Source organism: Dickeya undicola, assembly GCF_000784735.1.
In the GTDB taxonomy this organism is placed as follows: domain Bacteria; phylum Pseudomonadota; class Gammaproteobacteria; order Enterobacterales; family Enterobacteriaceae; genus Dickeya; species Dickeya undicola.
This window is the reverse complement of record NZ_JSYG01000009.1, coordinates 168,715-189,835: the sequence shown is the minus strand read 5'-3', so window position 1 is coordinate 189,835 and position 21,121 is coordinate 168,715. Positions and strand designations below refer to the sequence as shown.

At 55.5% G+C, this 21,121-nt stretch carries 18 protein-coding genes and 1 pseudogene; 13 read left to right on the top strand and 6 right to left on the bottom strand.

What is annotated here, in order from left to right; translation table 11 throughout:
• Positions 1 to 213 precede the first annotated feature (213 nt).
• From cydD to infA, 4 genes are all read left to right on the top strand, one after another.
• A complete protein-coding gene (gene cydD / locus OB87_RS05280; RefSeq protein ID WP_033568384.1) occupies positions 214 to 1,980 on the top strand; it encodes a heme ABC transporter permease/ATP-binding protein CydD in 1,767 nt (588 codons plus the stop codon).
• Between the two features lie 19 nt (positions 1,981 to 1,999).
• Positions 2,000 to 3,721: a heme ABC transporter ATP-binding protein/permease CydC gene (gene cydC / locus OB87_RS05275; RefSeq protein ID WP_033568383.1), complete on the top strand. Its 1,722-nt coding sequence runs from the start codon at positions 2,000 to 2,002 to the stop codon at positions 3,719 to 3,721.
• 14 nt (positions 3,722 to 3,735) lie between these two features.
• Entirely contained in the window at positions 3,736 to 4,464 is a 729-nt protein-coding gene (gene aat, locus OB87_RS05270; RefSeq protein WP_033568382.1) for a leucyl/phenylalanyl-tRNA--protein transferase, read from the top strand.
• A gap of 91 nt (positions 4,465 to 4,555) precedes the next feature.
• Positions 4,556 to 4,774 carry a translation initiation factor IF-1 gene (gene infA, locus OB87_RS05265; RefSeq protein ID WP_002211347.1) on the top strand — a complete coding sequence of 73 codons (219 nt, stop codon included), beginning with the start codon at positions 4,556 to 4,558 and terminating at the stop codon, positions 4,772 to 4,774.
• A gap of 235 nt (positions 4,775 to 5,009) precedes the next feature.
• Here infA and clpA read toward each other — a convergent pair whose 3' ends face one another.
• Entirely contained in the window at positions 5,010 to 7,286 is a 2,277-nt protein-coding gene (clpA, locus tag OB87_RS05260; protein WP_033568381.1) for an ATP-dependent Clp protease ATP-binding subunit ClpA, read from the bottom strand.
• A 29-nt stretch (positions 7,287 to 7,315) separates the two neighbouring features.
• Entirely contained in the window at positions 7,316 to 7,636 is a 321-nt protein-coding gene (gene clpS, locus OB87_RS05255; protein WP_033568380.1) for an ATP-dependent Clp protease adapter ClpS, read from the bottom strand.
• A gap of 324 nt (positions 7,637 to 7,960) precedes the next feature.
• Between clpS and cspD the strand changes: the two genes are divergently transcribed.
• Positions 7,961 to 8,182 carry a cold shock-like protein CspD gene (gene cspD / locus OB87_RS05250; protein WP_022633331.1) on the top strand — a complete coding sequence of 74 codons (222 nt, stop codon included), beginning with the start codon at positions 7,961 to 7,963 and terminating at the stop codon, positions 8,180 to 8,182.
• Positions 8,183 to 8,327: 145 nt separating this feature from the next.
• Here cspD and OB87_RS05245 read toward each other — a convergent pair whose 3' ends face one another.
• Positions 8,328 to 9,989 (bottom strand): ATP-dependent endonuclease, encoded by a 1,662-nt coding sequence (locus tag OB87_RS05245; RefSeq protein ID WP_033568379.1) that lies wholly within the window; start codon positions 9,987 to 9,989, stop codon positions 8,328 to 8,330.
• Positions 9,990 to 10,241: 252 nt separating this feature from the next.
• Between OB87_RS05245 and hcp the strand changes: the two genes are divergently transcribed.
• The 3 genes from hcp to OB87_RS05230 all read left to right on the top strand — a co-directional run bounded on the left by hcp (position 10,242) and on the right by OB87_RS05230 (position 14,632).
• On the top strand, positions 10,242 to 11,894 hold the full coding sequence (hcp, locus tag OB87_RS05240; protein WP_033568378.1) for a hydroxylamine reductase: 1,653 nt from the start codon (positions 10,242 to 10,244) through the stop codon (positions 11,892 to 11,894).
• 59 nt (positions 11,895 to 11,953) lie between these two features.
• A complete protein-coding gene (gene hcr, locus OB87_RS05235) occupies positions 11,954 to 12,961 on the top strand; it encodes an NADH oxidoreductase (protein WP_033568377.1) in 1,008 nt (335 codons plus the stop codon).
• Between the two features lie 204 nt (positions 12,962 to 13,165).
• Positions 13,166 to 14,632 (top strand): DUF2867 domain-containing protein, encoded by a 1,467-nt coding sequence (locus tag OB87_RS05230; protein WP_050515641.1) that lies wholly within the window; start codon positions 13,166 to 13,168, stop codon positions 14,630 to 14,632.
• Between the two features lie 33 nt (positions 14,633 to 14,665).
• Here the strand turns inward: OB87_RS05230 and OB87_RS05225 are convergent, their stop codons facing one another.
• Entirely contained in the window at positions 14,666 to 15,547 is an 882-nt protein-coding gene (locus OB87_RS05225; protein ID WP_033568376.1) for an N-acetylmuramoyl-L-alanine amidase, read from the bottom strand.
• 44 nt (positions 15,548 to 15,591) lie between these two features.
• Positions 15,592 to 15,708 (bottom strand): annotated as a pseudogene (locus OB87_RS19705) (heavy metal-binding domain-containing protein); the annotation flags it as partial.
• A gap of 350 nt (positions 15,709 to 16,058) precedes the next feature.
• Between OB87_RS19705 and artP the strand changes: the two are divergent.
• From artP to OB87_RS05200, 5 genes are all read left to right on the top strand, one after another.
• Positions 16,059 to 16,787 (top strand): arginine ABC transporter ATP-binding protein ArtP, encoded by a 729-nt coding sequence (artP, locus tag OB87_RS05220; protein WP_167334383.1) that lies wholly within the window; start codon positions 16,059 to 16,061, stop codon positions 16,785 to 16,787.
• A 17-nt stretch (positions 16,788 to 16,804) separates the two neighbouring features.
• Positions 16,805 to 17,536 carry an arginine ABC transporter substrate-binding protein gene (artJ, locus tag OB87_RS05215; RefSeq protein ID WP_033568374.1) on the top strand — a complete coding sequence of 244 codons (732 nt, stop codon included), beginning with the start codon at positions 16,805 to 16,807 and terminating at the stop codon, positions 17,534 to 17,536.
• 15 nt (positions 17,537 to 17,551) lie between these two features.
• Positions 17,552 to 18,268 carry an arginine ABC transporter permease ArtQ gene (gene artQ / locus OB87_RS05210; protein WP_033568373.1) on the top strand — a complete coding sequence of 239 codons (717 nt, stop codon included), beginning with the start codon at positions 17,552 to 17,554 and terminating at the stop codon, positions 18,266 to 18,268.
• A complete protein-coding gene (artM, locus tag OB87_RS05205; RefSeq protein WP_033568372.1) occupies positions 18,268 to 18,939 on the top strand; it encodes an arginine ABC transporter permease ArtM in 672 nt (223 codons plus the stop codon). The genes artQ and artM overlap by 1 nt, the downstream gene beginning before the upstream one ends.
• A 265-nt stretch (positions 18,940 to 19,204) precedes the next feature.
• The gene (locus tag OB87_RS05200; protein WP_033568371.1) at positions 19,205 to 19,954 is read left to right on the top strand and encodes an arginine ABC transporter substrate-binding protein; all 750 of its coding nucleotides are present in this window, start codon (positions 19,205 to 19,207) and stop codon (positions 19,952 to 19,954) included.
• A gap of 31 nt (positions 19,955 to 19,985) precedes the next feature.
• On the opposite strand, the gene rlmC is transcribed toward OB87_RS05200, so the two are convergent.
• Positions 19,986 to 21,116, bottom strand: coding sequence for a 23S rRNA (uracil(747)-C(5))-methyltransferase RlmC (rlmC, locus tag OB87_RS05195; protein WP_033568370.1), 1,131 nt, complete (start codon positions 21,114 to 21,116; stop codon positions 19,986 to 19,988).
• Positions 21,117 to 21,121 lie beyond the last annotated feature (5 nt).

Here is a 21,121-nt window from a genome sequence, read left to right as displayed (position 1 = left end):
AATGCCAACCCGGGCGTGATCACGTCCGGGTTTTTTATTGTCGTTCGTGACTGTAAAAATTGATCGGCACCCCGTTCCGCCGCCTGCTTTTCGTTTGCACAACCTCGCCGCCGCGGTAACATGGCGCATCGCCACCGTTACGCCCGCACTTATGTTAAGTAACGGTTATATAAGCGTTATTTTCATGTACCAACTGGAAGCGATCAGCACCTGATGAAAGACACCCGACAACGAGAACTGACCCGCTGGCTGAAACAGCAAAGCCGTCTGGCACACCGCTGGCTGCGACTATCGCTGATGCTCGGTCTGGCAAGCGGCCTGCTGATTATGGCGCAGGCCTGGTTACTGGCTTCACTGCTGCACGCCTTGATTATCACCCACACCCCACGCAATGAACTGACCACGACCTTTCTGCTACTGGCAACAACGTTCGTATTGCGGGCGTTGATCAACGGGATACGGGAGCGAGTCGGTTTTCGCTGCGGTCAGACGATTCGCCAGCATATCCGTCAGCAAGTTCTGGATCGACTGCAACAGCTAGGTCCGGCCTGGATTCAGGGAAAACCGGCCGGTAGCTGGGCCACGCTGATACTGGAGCAAGTGGACGATATGCACGATTACTACGCCCGCTATCTACCCCAGATGTATCTGGCCGTACTGATTCCGGTGCTAATCCTGATTATCGTGTTTCCGGTGAACTGGGCCGCAGGGGTCATCCTGTTAGCTACCGCCCCGTTGATCCCGCTGTTCATGGCAATGGTCGGCATGGGTGCCGCCGATGCCAACCGCCGCAACTTTCAGGCGCTGGCCAGACTGAGTGGCAATTTTCTTGATCGACTACGTGGTCTGGATACTCTGCGCCTGTTCTATCGCGGCGAGGCAGAAACCGCACAGATTCGCCAGGCGTCGGAACAGTTTCGTAGTCGCACGATGGAAGTGCTGCGTATGGCCTTTCTGTCTTCCGGCGTGCTGGAATTCTTCGCATCAATATCGATTGCGGTGGTCGCGGTTTATTTCGGTTTTTCATATCTGGGCGAGTTGAATTTTGGCAGCTACGGCGTTGGCGTAACACTGTTTGCTGGCTTTCTGGTGCTGATTCTGGCCCCGGAGTTCTTTCAGCCGCTGCGCGATCTCGGTACGTTTTACCACGCTAAGGCGCAAGCGGTCGGGGCGGCGGAAGCACTGCACCGGTTTATGACGGCCGAAAGCGAGGAAAACGGTGTCGGTACGCATCACTTTCACAGTGATACGCCTGTCGCACTGGTAGCCCAGGATCTGATTATTCTGTCACCCTCTGGCAAAACACTGGCCGGGCCGCTCTCCTTTAAACTGAACGCGGGGCAACGCGTCGCATTGGTCGGCCCCAGCGGTGCCGGGAAAAGCTCGCTACTGAACCTGTTGCTGGGTTTTCTACCTTATCGCGGTTCACTGACGGTGAATGGCGAGGAGCTACGCACGCTGTCGTCTGCATCATGGCGTCAACACCTGAGTTGGGTGGGGCAAAATCCTCACTTGCCGGAACCCACGCTGCGCCAGAACGTACTGTTGGGCCGCCCGGAGGCCAGTGACCATACGCTGCGACACGCACTTGAGCGCGCTTATGTGCACGAATTTCTCCCCCAGTTACCGCAAGGTTTGGATACCCTGTTGGCCGATGGTGCCGCACGGCTGTCAGTCGGTCAGGCCCAGCGTGTCGCGGTGGCACGCGCCTTGCTGCACCCATGCCGATTACTGTTGTTGGATGAGCCCTCAGCGAGCCTTGATGCGCACAGCGAACAGCGGGTGATGAGCGCGCTGAGTGAAGCATCGCACGCTCAGACCACATTGCTGGTGACCCATCAACTGAGCGAGATTCGGGACTATGACGAGGTCTGGGTCATGGTCAACGGCCAGTTGGTCCAGCAAGGTGACTACCTGACCCTGAGTCAGGTAACTGGGCCGTTTGCCGATTTGCTGGCGCAACGTCGGGGAGAACTGTGAAATGGAAAAGATCCGGACAATGCAGGTACTCAAACCCTTTCTGGCGCTGTATCGCCGTCACTGGTTCAGGCTTGGGCTGGGTATCGTCCTGGCGATTCTAACCCTACTGGCAAGCATCGGGCTGTTAACGCTGTCAGGCTGGTTTCTGGCCGCATCAGCCATCGCCGGTCTGACCGGGCTAGCCACATTCAACTATATGCTCCCGGCAGCCGGGGTGCGCGGCGCGGCGATTCTGCGTACCGCCAGTCGTTACTTTGAACGCCTGGTAAGCCACGATGGCACCTTTCGTGTTCTGTTGCATCTGCGCGTATTCACCTTTAGTCGCATCCTGCCATTGGCTCCGGGTGGGTTGATTCGTTTTCGTCAGGCCGAACTGCTCAACCGGTTGGTGGCAGATGTGGATACGCTAGACCATCTTTACCTGCGGGTAATCTCGCCACTGGTGAGTGCGCTGATCGTGATTCTGGTGATGGCCTATGGCTTGAGCTGGCTGGACACATCGCTGGCACTGACACTGGCCGCCATCATGCTGACGCTGCTGGTCATGTTGCCGCTGGTGTTTTACCGGGCAGGACAACCGATTGGTGCCGACCTGACCGCATTGCGCGCCCACTATCGGGTACAGCTGACCACCTGGATTCAAGGGCAGGCTGAACTGGCGGTATTTGGCGCGCTGGCTCCCTTTCGCCAGCAGTTGGAAAAACTGGAGCAACGCTGGTTTGAACGGCAACGTCAACAGGCCGAGCTAAGTGCGTTGTCACAGTCCATTCTGATTGCCGCCAGCGGCCTGACCGCGACCTTACTGTTGTGGCTGGCGGCTGATGGCGTCGGCGGCGATCATCAGCCAGGTGCACTCATCGCACTGTTTGTATTCGCCGCGCTCGCCGCGTTCGAAACACTGGCCCCCGTCGCTGGTGCCTTCCAGCATATTGGGCAAGTTGTCGCGTCAGCGCATCGCGTCGACCAGCTACTGAAACTGCACCCACCAGTCGCTTTTCCGTCTCAGGGCCCTTCGCCGTTGGAACAGGTTCAACTGACGCTGGATAAAGTGAGCTTTACCTACCCGGAACAAACCCAACCAGCACTGAGCGGGATTTCGCTGACGCTTACGCCGGGCGAACATGTCGCGTTGCTGGGCCGTACCGGTTGCGGCAAATCGACACTGTTGCAATTGCTGACCCGCGCCTGGAATTGCAATACCGGTGAAATCCGTCTTAATGACACGCCGATCGCGGCATTCCCGGAGTCTGCGCTGCGTGATGCCATGAGCGTGGTGCCACAGCGGGTGCATATTTTCAGCGCGACACTACGGGAAAACCTGCGGTTGGCTGCCCCGGCGGCCAGCGATGAGCAGTTGCAGGCGGTGCTCACGCAAGTCGGGCTGGAGAAACTGCTGGAGGATCAGGGGCTCAACGCCTGGTTGGGCGAAGGGGGACGCCAGTTATCCGGTGGTGAACAACGCCGCATCGGTGTAGCGCGTGCCCTACTCCACCCGGCACCACTGGTATTACTGGATGAACCGACCGAAGGGCTCGACGCCGATACCGAACAGCGCATACTGCAATTATTACGTCAGCACTGTCTGGGCAAGACCCTGATCGTCATCACCCATCGCCTGAACGGGCTGGAGAGCATGGACCGGCTATGCGTGATGGATGGCGGACAATTGGTGGAACAGGGCTCGCACCATAGCCTGATGGCGTTACAAGGGCGCTACTGGCAATTTCATCAACACCTGTAGACCGAGGTGCGCACATGCTGTTGTATGAACTGTCTCCGTTTTCGCTGCAGTTTCCCAACCCGGAAACCGCGCTGCGTGACCCGAATGGGTTGCTGGCCTATGGCGGTGATCTGTCACCCGAGCGCCTGCTAAGCGCCTACCGGCAGGGGATTTTCCCGTGGTTTTCACCTGGGGAACCGATCCTGTGGTGGAGCCCAGACCCACGGGCGGTACTGTTCCCGGCGCAGTTTCACCTTAGCCGCAGCATGAAAAAGTTCATTCGCCGCACCGCATATCGGGTCACACTGAATCAGGCGTTTGAAGCGGTGATTGCCGCCTGCGCCAGCGAGCGCGAGGAAGGCACCTGGATTGGCAGGGACATCGTGCGCTCCTATGTGCAGTTACACCGGTCTGGTCTGGCGCACTCGGTCGAGGTCTGGTATGGCACCCAGTTGGTGGGCGGCTTGTACGGTATCGCTCAAGGCGCGCTATTTTGCGGCGAGTCAATGTTCAGCCGGGCGGATAACGCGTCCAAATACGCGCTGACAGCGTTTCTGCATCATTTTGTGCGCCACGGTGGTCAGTTAATTGATTGCCAGGTGCTCAACGACCATACTGCCTCGCTGGGTGCCTGTGACATTCCCCGACGCGAGTTTCTGCAGGCGTTGAACCGGCTGCAACAGGCTGTATTAATCGACGGTTGCTGGCATCCACAACTCCTGGATGCTCCGATGATCGATATCCCTTCTGAAAGGGATAAATGAGCGGCAGTGACTTACGCGCCTTTACATAATGAGGGTTTTTCGGCATTATCTTGCCGGTTAAAAACTAAGGTACTTAAACCTAGAGGATTCGATGGCCAAAGAAGACAATATTGAAATGCAAGGCACCGTGCTGGATACGCTGCCCAACACCATGTTCCGCGTTGAGCTGGAAAACGGGCACGTGGTTACCGCTCATATCTCCGGTAAAATGCGTAAAAACTATATCCGCATCCTGACGGGTGACAAAGTGACTGTGGAACTGACCCCGTACGACCTGAGCAAAGGCCGCATTGTCTTCCGTAGCCGTTAACAACCGCGCTATCGCCTGAGGCGATGCGCCAGGGTGTTTACCTCTCAGCCCTTGCCTTTCGGTGAGGGCGTTTGCATTTTAAGCCGGTCAATAACTTACCCGCCTATTAATTTAGACACTGCTGTAAGTACAGCCAGATAAAGGGTGTGGTGAACATGATGAATGCGACCGACATGAAAAAGGGCATCTGACGATGCCCTTTTGCGTTTTTAGCGTAGCGGCGTAATCAACTCACTCAGTGAACCGCGCCTTCGGCTTTGGTCTTTTGCGCGCTCAGGAAGCGATACGTCAACTGTTGCGCTGCCTTATCCAGTTCCACTTTCACAGAACCGCCGTCGACCAGCGAACCGAACAACAGTTCATTAGCCAGCGGTTTCTTGAGGTTTTCCTGGATGACACGAGCCATCGGCCGAGCACCCATCGCTTTGTCATAGCCTTTTTCCGCCAGCCAGTTGCGTGCTTCCTCGCTCACTTCCAGCGACACGCCTTTGGCATCCAGCTGCGCTTGCAGTTCGACAATAAACTTGTCCACCACCTGCTGAATCACTTCCGCCGACAGATGGTTGAACCAGATGATACCGTCCAGACGGTTGCGGAATTCCGGCGTGAAGACTTTTTTGATCTCTTCCATCGCATCGCTGCTGTTGTCCTGCTGGATAAGACCAATGGACTTACGTTGGGTTTCCCGTACCCCGGCATTGGTGGTCATCACCACGATCACATTGCGGAAATCCGCCTTGCGGCCGTTATTGTCGGTCAGCGTGCCGTTGTCCATTACCTGCAACAACAGGTTGAACACGTCTGGATGCGCCTTCTCGATTTCATCAAGCAGCAGCACCGAATGCGGATGTTTGATCACCGCATCGGTGAGCAGGCCGCCTTGATCGTAACCCACGTAACCCGGAGGTGCACCGATCAAACGGCTGACCGTGTGGCGTTCCATATATTCAGACATATCGAAGCGCAGCAGCTCAATATCCAGCGCTTTCGCCAGTTGAACCGTCACTTCCGTTTTCCCGACCCCGGTTGGACCAGCAAACAGGAACGACCCGACCGGCTTGCGCTCATGCCCTAATCCGGCACGGCTCATCTTGATGGCTTCAGTCAGCGCCTCAATAGCTTTATCCTGCCCGAACACCAGCATCTTCAGACGATCGCCCAGATTGCGCAGTACATCACGGTCACTGGCGGAAACGGTTTTCTCCGGAATGCGAGCGATGCGGGCAACGACCGACTCAATATCCGCCACATTGACGGTTTTCTTACGCTTGCTCGCCGGTAACAAGCGGCAGCGCGCACCCGCTTCATCGATCACGTCGATCGCTTTATCAGGCAGATGACGATCATTAATGTATTTCACCGCCAGTTCCACCGCTGCGCGAATCGCCTTGGCGGTGTACCGCACGTCATGGTGCGCTTCATATTTCGGTTTCAGACCGTTGATGATCTGCACCGTCTCTTCCACGCTCGGCTCGGTGATGTCGATCTTCTGGAAACGGCGTGCCAGCGCACGGTCTTTTTCGAAGATATTGCTGAATTCTTGATACGTGGTGGAGCCAATCACGCGAATCTTGCCGCTGGACAGCAACGGCTTGATCAGATTAGCGGCGTCTACCTGGCCGCCGGAAGCCGCACCAGCACCGATAATGGTGTGAATCTCGTCGATAAACAGGATGCTGTTCTGATCCTGCTCCAGTTGCTTGAGCAGCGCTTTAAAGCGTTTTTCGAAGTCGCCACGGTATTTGGTGCCCGCCAGCAGCGAGCCAATATCCAGCGAATAGAGCGTGCAATCAGCCATCACCTCCGGCACGTCACCCTGCACAATGCGCCAGGCCAACCCTTCGGCGATAGCGGTTTTCCCCACGCCGGATTCGCCCACCAACAACGGATTGTTTTTACGGCGACGGCACAATACCTGAATCGTGCGCTCCAGTTCGCTGTCGCGGCCGATCAGCGGGTCGATACCGCCTACGCGGGCAAGCTGGTTGAGATTTGTGGTGAAGTTTTCCATACGCTCCTCCCCGCCAGCCTGTTCTTCGTTAACCGGATTTTCCGGGTTTGCCGCCGGACCGCTCTCTTCTTTGCGCGTGCCGTGAGAAATGAAATTCACCACATCTAACCGACTGACGTCGTGCTTGCGCAGCAGATAGGCAGCCTGAGACTCCTGCTCGCTAAAGATAGCGACCAGCACGTTGGCACCGGATACTTCACTGCGCCCAGACGATTGCACGTGGAACACCGCGCGTTGCAGCACCCGTTGAAAACTCAGCGTCGGCTGGGTATCCCGTTCTTCATCATTTTGCGGCAGTGTGGGTGTGGTCTGTTCGATAAAGGTTTCCAGTTCCTGACGCAGAACTGCCAGGTCGACCGTACAGGCTTCGAGAGCCTCTCGTGCGGAGGGGTTGCTGAGCAGTGCCAGCAACAAATGTTCCACGGTCATAAACTCATGCCGGTGCTCGCGCGCTCTGGCGAAAGCCATGTTGAGACTGAGTTCCAGTTCTTGATTGAGCATAGGCACCTCCCCCAATAAATTGCCCTATTTCAGGCTTTTTCTAGCGTACAAAGCAATGGATGCTCGTTCTCCCGGGCATAACGGTTCACCTGCGCCACCTTGGTTTCAGCCACCTCAGCGCTGTAGACGCCGCAAATGGCCTTGCCCTGATAGTGAACCGTAAGCATCAGTTGTGTTGCACGTTCAATATCATAAGAAAAGAACTTTTGCAGAACGTCAATAACAAATTCCATCGGCGTGTAATCATCGTTGTTAAGTATCACTTTATACATCGATGGCGGCTGCAAGGCTTCAGTATAATGCTCTTTGGTCAGGTCGTCGGTCTGCGCCCCGGTGCTATGATTTCCCATCTTCTACCCAAATCAGTTTTGATACTTACTCTGCTGGCTGCCTTCACAGCAGCATACCTGATTTTTATTGTATCACCGCCCGCTCAAAATCGCTCAGACCCCAAAGACACACACTTCCTGATATTAACGGCAATAAAACCCAACGATAGCGTTATCTGTATCAAATTTTCACAAACCGGCTGCAACGTGTCGGATTCGAGTGCTTGACGGCAAGGTCGATTTCACTAGAGTGTAGAGTTGAATTGATGCCGTTTTAATCAATTCGGTTTTGCCTTAACCCAATAACCTCACCTTAGAGAACACTCTAGCGAAGGATGAAGATTCATGGAGACAGGTACTGTTAAATGGTTCAATAACGCCAAAGGCTTTGGCTTTATTTGTCCTGAGAGCGGTGGTGAAGATATCTTCGCCCACTATTCAACCATTCAGATGGACGGCTACAGGACGCTGAAAGCCGGTCAGGTGGTGCAATTTACCGTGCACCAAGGGCCGAAAGGAAATCACGCCAGTCTGATCGTGCCGGTAGTCGGCGAAACGGTCGCCTGAATGTTCCCCCCACGCTTTCCGGTCTTTCTCCTTTAATTCTTGTGACCAGGTAAAACGAGTCCAATGCCGGTCGTAAAGCGGCCGGTATTCTTTCTCTTCTTTCCACGCTTGCCACACGACCACTCACCCCAATGGAGCAACAGAGCTAGTCCGCGCGCCCGCGCGCCAGCCACTGTACACGCGAAAAGATGCTGCGAATCAGCGGCGGAATAGCCGATTCGCCTTGAGATGCCGCTTCCAACGCCACTTCAATCGCCAGGTCCGGCTTGGAGGTACGGTGAATCGCCTTGGTGATGACCTTCGCCATAGACAGTGGCACCGGCTCCGGCAACTGTGCAACCCGGTGATAAACCTGGCTAAACCCGTTGCGATACATGAAATGTTCCATGTCTAACGCAGGCAGTACGGTCAAATGATCGCGTTCGGACTCGTTTTGCGACTGCAACAGGCTACGCACTGTGGCGGCATATTTTTTCCCAGCATCGTCGCCATCCACCAGCACATGCCATTCGATGCCCATGCGATAAGCGAATTTCAGCAGCGGTTTTAACCCCACCTGCGCAAACTCGATCACCCTCACGCCTTCCGCCTCGAAGTGGTGACCGCACTGGCGCGCCAGTTCGCTGAGCATCCAGACTTCGGTTTCACCTTCCACCAACAGCCAGCAACGTGCAAATAACGACGTCGGGCGATTGAACCGAATATGAAAGGTAATACGGCGGCTGTCTTCTTGTGTCATGCCTTGACGGCCAATACGGTAGGTCGCAACCTTCGCCGATTCGCGCACCAGACGGCAAACCTGCTCTACCGGCACCAGCGACAGCAGTTCACCGGAGTTGGTGGTGGTGATTTTTTGCAGCGGCAACTGCGTCAGCAGCCCCCACGCCACCGACAGCATAATCGGGTGCAGTCGGGTTTCCGGGTCTTCAATCAACAGCAGCGGCCGGGCGTGTGGATCAAGCGCGGCGGAGCCTTTGGCCTGCAACAGGGTGGAAAACAGCTCCAGCAGGATAATACGGCGGCTGCGGCTATTAGGGCCAGAAATCATACGGATGATGTTATCCAGCGAGCGCCATGCCTGACCATTACCCGCACGGGCATGGCGATGGTGCCGCCGATCGTTCGGGTCCGCGCCCTGTTCGGAAAAATAGTGCTCCACCAGTTGGCGCATCGCCACCAAGCCCTGCCGCAGTTCCTGATTGGTCAACCGGTTAGGATTTTGCGCCAATTCACGCACGAGAGTTTCAAACTGGCGCGATAGTCGATCGTTATCATCGATTTGCGGCATCAACGTGCCGGTGCGAAAACGACGAATAAAGCGGGCGTCACGCAGACGCAGCACCGGGTGCAGACGAACGACTTCGCTAGCCAGCCAGTCAATATTGTCCAGCGGCAATGCCTGACCATTGGCATCAAGAAAGCTGCGCCAGGTGAAGATCGCCTGGCTTTCATCCATTTCCCCTTCCAAACGATAAAAAACGCGGTGCAACCGCCCTTCGCCCTTGATCCATACCGGCGATAACGAACGATAGCGGGGAGCCAAATGATGACCGGGTGCAGATTCACAAAACGTGAAGATCACCTGCAGGTGGCGCTCGCGGCTGGTTTCGTTACCCGGCGTAAAATGAAAGTCTTGCAGATCAAAGTGATAAAGCGGTGGTGACGGCGTCAGCAACAGCGACAGTGCATCCAGCAGGCTGGATTTACCCCAGGCATTTTCGCCAATCAGCACTGTATTGTCGTCTAGCGTCAGCGACAGTCGGTTAATACCACGGAATCCAAGAATCTCGACTCTTTCCAGATACATCCGTGCCTCCTGTTCTGTGGTCTTTTAACGAGAATGACGATAAAAACGCGGCAGGGTCAAGCCCTATGCCTCGGATCTGCCTCGCGACGCATAAAAATGCACGTGGATGCGAGTGATTGTCATCCACAAGTAAAAATTGCGCTAAATCAACTTCGCCTCAAATTGCCTGGAAAAGATCTTTTTAGATACCCGCAAACCGTTCTATGCTCTTAAACAGGCATTATAAATGCAACTTTAAAAAAGGAAGCCATTATGTATTGTGTGCAATGTGAACAGACCATCCGAACCCCGGCAGGCAATGGCTGCGCTTACGCGCAAGGCATGTGTGGCAAGACCGCCGAAACCTCTGACCTGCAAGACCTGCTGGTCGCCGTTCTCCAGGGGCTGTCCGCCTGGGCGCTGCAGGCGCGCGCATTGGGCATCATTGACCATGAGATCGACAATTTTGCGCCCCGCGCGTTCTTCGCCACCTTAACCAATGTGAATTTTGATTCACCGCGTATCATCGGCTACGCCCGCGAAGCAATTAACCTGCGCCAGGGGCTGGCTACCCGTTGTCGGCTGCTAGACGCCGCCATCACGGTCGATCATCCCATGGCGGAGCTGCAACTGGCGGGCGATGATATTCCGACGCTACTGCAACAGGCGGCGATGTTCGCGCTTGATAAAGATAAAGCCGCTATCGGCGAGGACATTCACGGATTACGCATGTTGTGTCTGTATGGCCTGAAAGGTGCCGCCGCCTATATGGAACATGCCCACGTGCTGGGCCAGCACGATGATGCACTGTACGCTGACTTCCATGCATTTATGGCCTGGCTCGGCACTGCGCCCACCGATGTCGACACCCTGCTCGGCAACGCACTGGCTATTGGCAAAATGAATTTCGGCGTAATGGCGATACTGGATCAGGGGGAAACCTCCGCCTACGGACATCCGCAGCCGACCCAGGTTAACGTTCGGCCTGTCGCAGGTAAGGCGATTCTGATTTCTGGTCATGATCTGAAAGACCTGCGTATGCTGCTGGAACAGACCGAAGGCACCGGCATTAACATTTATACCCACGGCGAAATGCTGCCAGCACACGGCTATCCGGAACTGAAGAAATTTGCCCATCTGGTCGGCAACTACGGCAGCGGCTGGCAGAATCAGCAAAGTGAATTCGCCAAATTCCCTGGCCCGATCCTGATGACCTCTAACTGCATCATCGACCCCAACGTAGGCCAGTATACCGACCGTATCTGGACCCGCAGCATCGTCGGCTGGCCGGGCGCGCAGCACCTCGAAGGCGATGATTTCAGCGCCGTGATCGCTCAGGCGCAGCAACTGCCGGGGTTCCCGTACAGTGAAATCGAGCACCTGATTACCGTCGGTTTTGGCCGTCAGACCCTGTTAAATGCTGCTGATACCGTCATTGATCTGGTCGCCAGCAAGAAACTGCGCCATGTCTTTCTGGTCGGCGGTTGCGACGGCAGCCGCACTGAACGCAGCTACTACACCGATTTCGCCCGCAGTGTGCCACAGGATTGTCTGATCATGACGCTGGCGTGCGGTAAATATCGTTTCAATAAACTGGACTTCGGTACGCTGGAAGGCTTGCCGCGTCTGTTGGATGTCGGCCAGTGCAACGATGCCTACTCCGCCATCATGCTGGCGGTCAATCTGGCGGAAAAACTGGGCTGTGGCGTCAACGACCTGCCGCTGAGTCTGGTACTGTCCTGGTTTGAACAGAAAGCCATTGTCATTCTGCTGACGCTGCTGGCGCTGGGCGTGAAAAATATTTACACCGGCCCGACCGCCCCAGGCTTCCTGACCCCATCCTTGCTGGCGATCCTGAACGAGAAGTTTGGTATGCGCGCCATCACCACGGTGGAACAGGATCTCAACGAGATCCTCGCCGTCTGATTATTTGTTGACCTTCGCCTTCCGCAGCAACCCGGCGGAAGGCTGTTATGGAGACAGCCATGACCATGCCTACCCCGCAGTGCCCTAACCGTATGCAGGTGCACTCTCTTCATCAGGAAACGCCGGATGTATGGACGCTTTCCCTGATCAGCCATGACTTTTACCCCTGGCAACCCGGCCAGTACGCGTTGGTCAGCATCGCCAACAGCAGTGAAACGTTACGTGCTTATACCCTGTCCTCCTCGCCCGGACTCAGCCCGTTTATTACCTTCACGGTACGTCGACTGGACAACGGCACTGGCTCGCGTTGGCTGACCGAGCAGGTGAAACCTGGCGATTATTTGTGGATCTCCGATGCACAGGGTGAATTCACCTGCACCCATGCCGTCAGTGACCGTTACCTGATGATGGCGGCAGGTTGCGGCGTAACCCCCATCATGTCGATGACCCGCTGGTTGCTGGTCAATCGCCCGAATACGAATGTTCAGGTCATTTTCAATGTGCGTTCCCCACAGCACGTGATTTTTGCCGACGAATGGCAGGCACTCCGCCAGCGTTACCCACAGCAGTTGCAACTGATCCTGATGGCGGAACAGCAGGCTGAAGCCGGTTTTCTCAGCGGCCGTCTCACGGAGTCACTCCTGTCACAACAGGTGCCGGATATCGCCAGTCGCACCGTGATGACTTGCGGCCCGCAACCCTATATGCAACAGGTAGAGACATTCTGTCTACAGGCTGGCGTGCCACCTACGCGCATCTTCAAAGAGCAGTTCGGTGCGCCAGAGAATGCCGTGGACGACGATGGCGAACAACTGACCATGACCATCCGTCATTCGTTGCAGCAGTTGAAAGTCCCGATCGGCATCAGCCTGCTGGCAGCACTGGAAAGCCACCAGTTACCGGTAAACGCAGCCTGCCGTGCCGGGGTATGCGGTAGTTGCAAGACCCGAATTCTCAGCGGCAGTTACACCACCACCAGCACCATGACGCTAACACCTGACGACATTGAAAACGGCTATGTACTCGCCTGTAGTTGCCAGTTGCAAGGCGATGTAGAACTGGTCTAACACTTCAGCACGCCGCAATCATACGGCGTGCACCACACTCTGGATCCACCCCGCACTTTCGTTAATAAACCGTTAAAGCGGGGTTTTTCCCCTTTCTGCTTCCGGCTATATTAGGCTGTATTGATATCGTATTGCGGGTGTGAACATCGACAGGGACACCGCTGCAGTTTCAATCGCGCTGTTGTGGCAGGAGCAAACACCATCATGACCATCAAACCCGCCCCGATTCTGATCCTTGGTGCCAGTGGCTACATCGGCCGCCATCTCCTTTCGCGTCTCAGTCAGCAAGGGCAAACCGTGATTGCGGCGTCGCGTCACATCGATTCGCTGGCGGTACTGAACCTTCCGGGTATACGCTGTGAATACATTGATCTGATGAAGCCGTACACGCTGCCGGAAGGGCTCTGGCAGGCAGACACCCTCTATTATCTGGCACACAGCATGGGTGATGGGGCCGATTTCCTGGAACGGGAATACCAGTCAGCGCAGAATCTGCGGCAAGTGCTGCGAACCAGCCGCATTCGACAGATCATCTATCTCGGTTCTGCACAAGCTGATCACCATCCTTCTACTCATATGCAGGCACGTAAGCTGACCGGTGACATTCTGCGCAGCAGCGGCATTCCGGTTACCGAATTGCGTGCGGGTATTATCGTCGGCCCCGGCTCCGCTGCCTTCGAAATCCTGCGCGATATGGTGAACAATTTGCCGGTGCTGACGCCGCCGCGCTGGGTGCGTTCAAAATCCTCGCCGATTGCCCTGGAAAACCTGCTTACCTACCTGACGGAACTGCGACACGCTCCTTCGGAGCATCATCGGGTTTTCGATGCTGCCGGGCCGGAATACCTGAGTTATCAGACCCTGTTCGAACGATTCATTCGTATTACCGGAAAACGCCGCCTATTGCTGCCGATTCCGGTGCCGACCGGGTTGGTATCCTCCTGGTTTCTGAACATGGTCACCTCCGTTCCCGGTTCTACCGCCCGAGCGCTGGTACAGGGGTTACGCCACGACCTGCCGATGGACGATGCCGAACTGCGTCGTCTGATTCCACAACGGTTGCTCACGTTTGATGAAGCGGTGCGGGCTACGCTGGCTGACGAAAAAGCCGCAGCGCAACACCCTGACTGGGGGTATGACCCCGATGTTCTGGCCCGCTGGCAGCCTAATTATGCGTTCTACCCCAAGCAGGCAGGCTACAGCCATAAAACCGGAGCCAACAGTCAGGCCCTGTGGCAGATAGTCCAGCAGGTCGGCGGCCGTGAGGGTTATTTTTACGCCAATGTGCTGTGGGCAATCCGTGCCCGAATAGATGATTTTTGCGGCAATCAGGTGATTTACCGCCGCCCGGAGCGAGCTGAATTGATGGAGGGTGACTTCGTCAATGGCTGGAAGGTCATCCGGGTTAAGCCGCATCAGCAACTGGTGTTGCTGTTTGGCATGAAAGCACCTGGGCTGGGGCGTTTGGTTTTCTCTATTGATGATCGCGGCACCTATCGGGTGCTGGATGTTCGTGCCTGGTGGCATCCTGCTGGCAGGCGTGGGCTGGGTTACTGGTTCCTGATGATGCCTGCGCATCTGTTTGTGTTTCGTGGTATGGCGCGCCGTATCGCCGTACTGGCGCAAGAGGCCGAACACCGGGATATCTCACGCCTCCCCGACAACGACTAAGCCGTCTGGTGCTGCTACCTCACCGGGAGCCGGTTATCGCCCGACGCCAGTCCTGTGGCAGGACGCCGTTCCGTATTTTTCCAGCAGTGCATCGGCAATGGCTTCGGTTTCTGCATCGGCCTCACCGTCATACCGTTGCGGCCGGAAATGCATCTGGAATGCCGCCACGACCTGCTGTTGCTGGTGTGGATTCATGCCCGGATTAACCTCATAGCCATAACAGGCCAGTTTTTCCAGCAGTACTTGTCTGTCCACCGGTGTAGATTCTGGTCGTCCTCTGAGATAGAAATGCACCCGTTGCGGTTCCGGCCAGGCACCAATGCCTGCCATCGCCAGTTGATGCCAGGGAAACAGCGGCCCTGGATCAACCTTGCGTTGGGGAGCAATATCGCTGTGCCCCACCACATCCTGCGGCGCAATATGGTGACGGGCGATGATATCCCGAGCGAGGTGGGTCACCAGCGTGATCTGTTGCGGGGTATAAGGCTGCCACCAGCGGGTGCCAGACGCTGTTTGCCGCCAGCCGGGATTTTCCTGCTCGATGCCGATCGAGGTGGCGTTCAACTGACTGTAACCGCGCCAATAGCTAGTGCCTGCGTGCCAGGCCGCTTGCGACTCCGGCACCAGTCGCCACACCACAGGCTTACCATTCATCGGTGTTGGGTAAGCTGGCACCAGATAATGCGCACTAACATGTTCAGCGGTGAGTTTTTCCAGCGAATTGCCAAAATTTTCGGCTGTGTAGTGGAAGACCAGAAAACGTACCCGCTCTCCCCGGCTGACAGACGACACCGACTGATCCAACTGGTAGTCGCCTTCGTCGAGATAACGCTCGCGGGTCTGGCAGCCTGCCAGCAACGTTAGTGCCATCAGCACCACACCTCGCCATGTCACCACGATGTGCCCGCGGCTCATGAGCGGCGAACCACTACCGCGGTGCCGCTGACCGACACCATCAGCATACTGGCGAAGAAATCCCGAAAGATATTGGCACCAAGGATGGCTTCGCCCGTCACCACGCCGCAGTAGCTCTCAATGACGTGTCCTTCCAGGGTTGGCGTAGTGGATAATTGCATCATGCTTCCTCGTCTTAGATAATTTTGCAGCCAGCGATTGTATATCTCACAGCCTGATTACGCTTTTATAGCAATCTCTGCCACTAAAAGACTTTTTTACAACACAGACGTCATCAATCGTGCTTTTCCGCAACGTAGTTCACTACGGCAGGGCTTGCGGATGCCTGATGATTGTCCGCCACAAATCGGCTCCAGCCCTGACAAATCAGCCCGCTGCCGCAGCAAAGCACGATTTTGTGCTAAAATATCGACAATAAGTCGTGTATTTGCAAATTTTAACCCACGACGATTGCATAACTATTCTGCCGAGGCTACCATTTGCGGCATCAATGTCTATTCAATTCTTGCGCATGAGTATTCAACTAAACAGCATTAACTGTTTCTATGGCGCACATCAGGCGCTGTTCGATGTCACCCTTGATTGTCCATCCGGAGAAACACTGGTGTTACTGGGCCCAAGCGGAGCCGGTAAAAGCTCGTTATTGCGGGTGCTAAACCTGCTGGAAACACCCCGTTCCGGTACGCTCAGTATCAGCGGCAATACCTTCGATTTCAGCCAGACACCTGCTGAAAACGCCATTCGTGAACTACGCCGCAACGTCGGCATGGTATTCCAGCAGTACAACTTGTGGCCGCACCTCACCGTACAGCAAAACCTGGTTGAAGCGCCCTGCCGCGTGCTGGGATTGGGCCGTCAGGAGGCGCAGGAGCGCGCGAACAAACTGTTAAGCCGTTTGCGACTGAGCGACTTTGCCGACCGCTACCCCTTGCATCTGTCCGGCGGCCAGCAACAGCGTGTCGCCATCGCTCGCGCACTGATGATGGAGCCGCAGGTACTGCTGTTTGACGAGCCGACCGCAGCTCTCGATCCAGAAATCACCGCTCAGGTCGTCAGCATTATTCAGGAACTGAGCGAAACCGGCATTACTCAGGTCATCGTCACCCACGAAGTCGATTTCGCACGTAAAACCGCCAGCCGCGTGGTGTACATGGAAAACGGCCGGATTGTGGAACAAGGCGACGCCTCGCATTTTACCCAACCACAAACTCCGGAATTTGCTGGCTATTTATCTCACTGATAGATAAGGATAATAAAATGAAAAAATTGTTCGTTGCCGCGCTGTTCGGCGGGTTAAGCCTTTCCGCTGGTGCAGCTGAAACTATCCGTTTTGCCACTGAAGCGTCCTACCCTCCGTTTGAATCGGTGGACGCCAGTAACCAGATCGTCGGGTTCGATGTCGACCTGGCTAACGCGCTGTGCAAACAGATCCAGGCCACCTGTACTTTCAGCAATCAGGCATTTGATAGTTTGATCCCCGGTTTGAAATTCCGCCGTTACGATGCGGTGATTGCCGGTATGGACATTACGCCGGAACGCCAGCAACAAGTGACCTTTACCCAGCCTTACTATGAAAACTCGGCGCTGTTTATCGCCCAGAAAGGCAAACTGGCCGATGTCGCCGCACTGAACGGCAAGCGTGTCGGGGTACAGAACGGCACCACCCACCAGAAATATCTGCTGGACAAGCATAAAGACATCACCGTGGTGCCGTACGACAGCTACCAAAACGCGGTGCTGGACCTGAAAAACGGTCGTCTGGATGCGGTCTTCGGTGACACGGCCGTCGTAAACGAATGGCTGAAACAGAACGACAATCTGGACTCTGTGGGTGCCAAAGTTACCGATAAAGACTACTTTGGCATCGGGCTGGGGATTGCCGTGCGTCAGAACAACGACGAACTGGTGAAAAAATTCAACGATGCGCTGAACAAGATCAAACAGGATGGCACTTACCAGACCATCTACAAGAAATGGTTCCAGCAGTAAGCCGACTAAGACTCAATGACTGAATTCCAACCTCTTGCAAGCGCCGCCGGGATGACCGTCGGCCTTGCCGTTTGTGCCCTGGTGCTGGGTCTGCTATTGGCGATGTTGTTTGCTTTATGGGAAACGGCACGCTGGAAAGTCGTCAGCGCCTGCGGCACTGCTGTTGTCACCCTGCTACGCGGCCTGCCGGAAATTCTGGTGGTGCTGTTTATCTATTTTGGTTCGTCGCAGTTGCTGCTGATGTTGTCCGATGGCTTCACGCTTAATCTCGGCCTGACGCAAGTACCGGTCAAACTGAATATTGATAACTTTGAAGTCAGCCCGTTTCTGTGCGGTGTCATTGCGCTGTCGTTGCTGTATGCCGCCTACGCGTCTCAAACCTTGCGTGGTGCGCTGAAATCTGTGCCACGCGGTCAATGGGAGTCTGGGCAGGCGCTGGGCATGAGCAACAGCGTGATTTTCCGTCGGTTGATCATGCCGCAAATGTGGCGTCATGCGTTGCCGGGGCTGGGTAACCAGTGGCTGGTGCTGCTGAAAGATACCGCGTTGGTATCGCTTATCAGCGTCAACGACCTGATGCTACAAACCAAAAGTATCGCCACCCGTACCCAGGAACCCTTTACCTGGTACATGATTGCCGCGGCGATCTATCTGGTGATTACCTTGCTGAGTCAGGCCATCCTGAACAGGATTGAAGCTCGCGCCACGCGCTTTGAACGGAGGCCGTCCTGATGCTGAGTTACATTCCTGAACTGCTGAAAGGGCTGCACACCAGCCTCTGGTTGACACTGGCTGCGCTATTGCTGGCGTTACTGCTGTCGTTATTACTGACGGTGATCCTGACGCTGAAGACCCCGGTCGCATCGCAGATAGCCAAAGGTTACATCACCTTGTTCACCGGTACGCCACTGCTGGTGCAGATTTTCCTGATCTACTACGGCCCCGGTCAGTTCGCGTCGATTCGACAAATCGACTGGCTGTGGAGTTTGCTGTCTCAGCCGTGGCTGTGTGCGGTCAGTGCATTGGCGCTTAACAGCGCAGCTTATACCACCCAGTTGTTCTATGGCGCAGTAAGAGCAATTCCGTCCGGGCAGTGGCAATCCTGCGCCGCACTGGGCATGAATCAACGCCAGACGTTACGCATCCTGCTACCGTTTGCGTTCAAGCGTGCACTCTCTTCCTACTCTAACGAAGTGGTTCTGGTGTTCAAAGGCACCTCGTTGGCGTACACCATCACGCTGATGGAAGTGATGGGCTACGGCCAGCTACTGTACGGCCGCACCTATGATGTGTTGGTGTTTGGCGCGGCAGGTATCGTCTACCTATGCGTCAATGGCTTGCTGACGCTACTGATGCGTCTGGTCGAACGTCGCGCATTGCGTTTTGAACGGCGCAACACCTAAATCAGCAATAAAAATAATCCAATGACTGGCTACGCCGACGCTTATGTCGGCGTTTTTTATGCATCATAGTCAGTCTACCCACCAATACAAATCAGCTTTATTTTTATTCAATTATCCGATAAATACCGTAAACACACTGCCATATCACAAACAAAAATGAATTTATAATCATAATATTTGCATATAAATACATTTAATGGCATGGTGTCGTCATCCTTTTCAACGACCATTACGTTGATAAACATCAGTTAATCTGGAGTACGACATGAAGAAGCTCGTCCTTGCCGCCCTGCTGGCCAGCACCACCTTTAGCGCCATGATCTTTAACGCCACAGCAGCGGATACCATTCGCTTCGCCGCATCGGCAACGTACCCACCGTTCGAATCACTGGATGCCGGTAACCAGATCGTCGGGTTTGATATCGATCTCGCCAACGCGCTATGCAAACAGATGCAGGCTACCTGTAGCTTCACCAATCAGGCATTCGACAGCCTGATCCCAGCGCTGAAATTTCGCCGCTATGACGCGGTTATTTCCGGCATGGACATCACGCCGGAACGTAGCAAGCAAGTCGCGTTTACCCAGCCTTATTACGCCAATTCGGCGATTGTGATTGCTCAGAAAGGCAAATTCCACACACTGGCGGACCTGAAAGGTAAACGCATCGGCATGGAAAACGGCACCACGCACCAGAAATTCTTGCAGGAAAAGCACCCGGAAGTGCAAACCGTTCCCTATGACAGTTATCAGAATGCATTGATAGACTTGAAAAACGGCCGTCTGGATGGCGTATTCGGCGATACGGCGGTCGTGAACGAATGGCTGAAAGCCAACCCAGACCTGGCTCCTGTCGGCGAAAAAGTCACCGACCCGGCTTATTTCGGCATCGGACTGGGGATTGCCGTTCGCCCGGACAATCAGGCGCTGCTGGAAAAACTGAACCACGCGCTGGATGGCATCAAAGCCAACGGCACCTACAAGGCCATCAACGACAAATGGTTCCCGCAGCAGTAAACGCCGGGCTACGGGTTGCTGCCGGTATCAGTTAAACGCGCCGTTGCAACAGCACCAGCACCTCGTAATGCGCGGTATGCGGGAACATGTCGAATAGCTGCGCCTGCTGTATTTGATACGTCGGCAGGCGCGCAATGTCTCTCGCCATGCTCTCGGCATTGCAGCTGGAGTACAACAGATACGGCGGTGCCATGTGGCTCAGGTAATCGCACAATTCAGCGCCAATACCGCGCCGGGGTGGGTTGACGATCACCAGGTCCGGCGTCTGAGCCTCACCCACAGCGAAGCAGGTGGAATCCAGCGCGGCAAAACTGACCGCTGTCAGCCCCAGTTGCGCCGCTGAACGCCGGGCACAGGCGATGGCTTCCGGGCTGATCTCAATACCGGTAAGCGGCGTGTCGGGGCTGGCGCAATGCAGGCCGAATCCGCCTACGCCACAAAACAGATCCCACAGACTGTGGACCGGCAACGCTGACACCCACTGCCGCGCGGTGTCATACAGCGCCGCCGCCACCTGCGGGTTGGTCTGGAAGAAACTTTGCGGCCGGATATACAATGGCACCTGATTAAAACGCTCTTCCAGCGCCTGCGCTTCCGTCAGCGGAATCTCCTGCTCCCCTTCCAGTATCGCCTGATGAACCGGCTGAATATTCGCCGATATCACCGCCAGTTGCGGCAACTGCTGTTGCAGCCAGGGCAACGCGGCGCGCAATTGCGCCAGCTTGGTTTCGGATCGCAGCACAAAACGCAGCATGAAGCGGCCGCTCAGGGTGCTTTGCGTCAACAACAGGTATTTCAATTCCCCCCGCCGCCGAGCGACGTTATAGGGGGTTAAACCGGCACGGGCGATGAACGCTTTCAGTATCGCGAATACCGGCGCAAAGCTGTCGGGATACAACGGACAGTCGCAGAGATCCACCGCCGAACCGTCACGGTGCAGCATCCCCAACAGCGGGCGTTCTACACTGCCGCTGACCACCATCTTGGCTTTATTGCGAAAGGCGACGTCCGCCGAGGTTACCGGCGTCAGCCATTGTTGAACCGGATGGGCGGACAGCAATCCGATCAGGTGTTGCTGCTTATCGCTCACCTGCTGCGAATAGGCGATTTCCAGCCATTGGCAGGAACGGCACGAACCGTCGTTATAGCGGGCACATTGCATGGAAA

Excerpts from the sequence above, each read along its gene's own strand:
- cydC (WP_033568383.1), top strand. The coding sequence starts at position 2,000 with ATGCAGGTACTCAAACCCTTTCTGGCGCTGTATCGCCGTCACTGGTTC.
- OB87_RS05245 (WP_033568379.1), bottom strand. The coding sequence starts at position 9,989 with ATGTATCTGGAAAGAGTCGAGATTCTTGGATTCCGTGGTATTAACCGA.
- artP (WP_167334383.1), top strand. The coding sequence starts at position 16,059 with ATGAGTATTCAACTAAACAGCATTAACTGTTTCTATGGCGCACATCAG.
- cydD (WP_033568384.1), top strand. The coding sequence starts at position 214 with ATGAAAGACACCCGACAACGAGAACTGACCCGCTGGCTGAAACAGCAA.
- rlmC (WP_033568370.1), bottom strand. The coding sequence starts at position 21,116 with ATGCAATGTGCCCGCTATAACGACGGTTCGTGCCGTTCCTGCCAATGG.
- OB87_RS05225 (WP_033568376.1), bottom strand. The coding sequence starts at position 15,547 with ATGAGCCGCGGGCACATCGTGGTGACATGGCGAGGTGTGGTGCTGATG.
- cspD (WP_022633331.1), top strand. The coding sequence starts at position 7,961 with ATGGAGACAGGTACTGTTAAATGGTTCAATAACGCCAAAGGCTTTGGC.
- OB87_RS05230 (WP_050515641.1), top strand. The coding sequence starts at position 13,166 with ATGACCATCAAACCCGCCCCGATTCTGATCCTTGGTGCCAGTGGCTAC.
- infA (WP_002211347.1), top strand. The coding sequence starts at position 4,556 with ATGGCCAAAGAAGACAATATTGAAATGCAAGGCACCGTGCTGGATACG.
- clpA (WP_033568381.1), bottom strand. The coding sequence starts at position 7,286 with ATGCTCAATCAAGAACTGGAACTCAGTCTCAACATGGCTTTCGCCAGA.
- clpS (WP_033568380.1), bottom strand. The coding sequence starts at position 7,636 with ATGGGAAATCATAGCACCGGGGCGCAGACCGACGACCTGACCAAAGAG.
- hcp (WP_033568378.1), top strand. The coding sequence starts at position 10,242 with ATGTATTGTGTGCAATGTGAACAGACCATCCGAACCCCGGCAGGCAAT.
- hcr (WP_033568377.1), top strand. The coding sequence starts at position 11,954 with ATGACCATGCCTACCCCGCAGTGCCCTAACCGTATGCAGGTGCACTCT.
- artM (WP_033568372.1), top strand. The coding sequence starts at position 18,268 with ATGCTGAGTTACATTCCTGAACTGCTGAAAGGGCTGCACACCAGCCTC.
- OB87_RS05200 (WP_033568371.1), top strand. The coding sequence starts at position 19,205 with ATGAAGAAGCTCGTCCTTGCCGCCCTGCTGGCCAGCACCACCTTTAGC.
- aat (WP_033568382.1), top strand. The coding sequence starts at position 3,736 with ATGCTGTTGTATGAACTGTCTCCGTTTTCGCTGCAGTTTCCCAACCCG.
- artQ (WP_033568373.1), top strand. The coding sequence starts at position 17,552 with ATGACTGAATTCCAACCTCTTGCAAGCGCCGCCGGGATGACCGTCGGC.
- artJ (WP_033568374.1), top strand. The coding sequence starts at position 16,805 with ATGAAAAAATTGTTCGTTGCCGCGCTGTTCGGCGGGTTAAGCCTTTCC.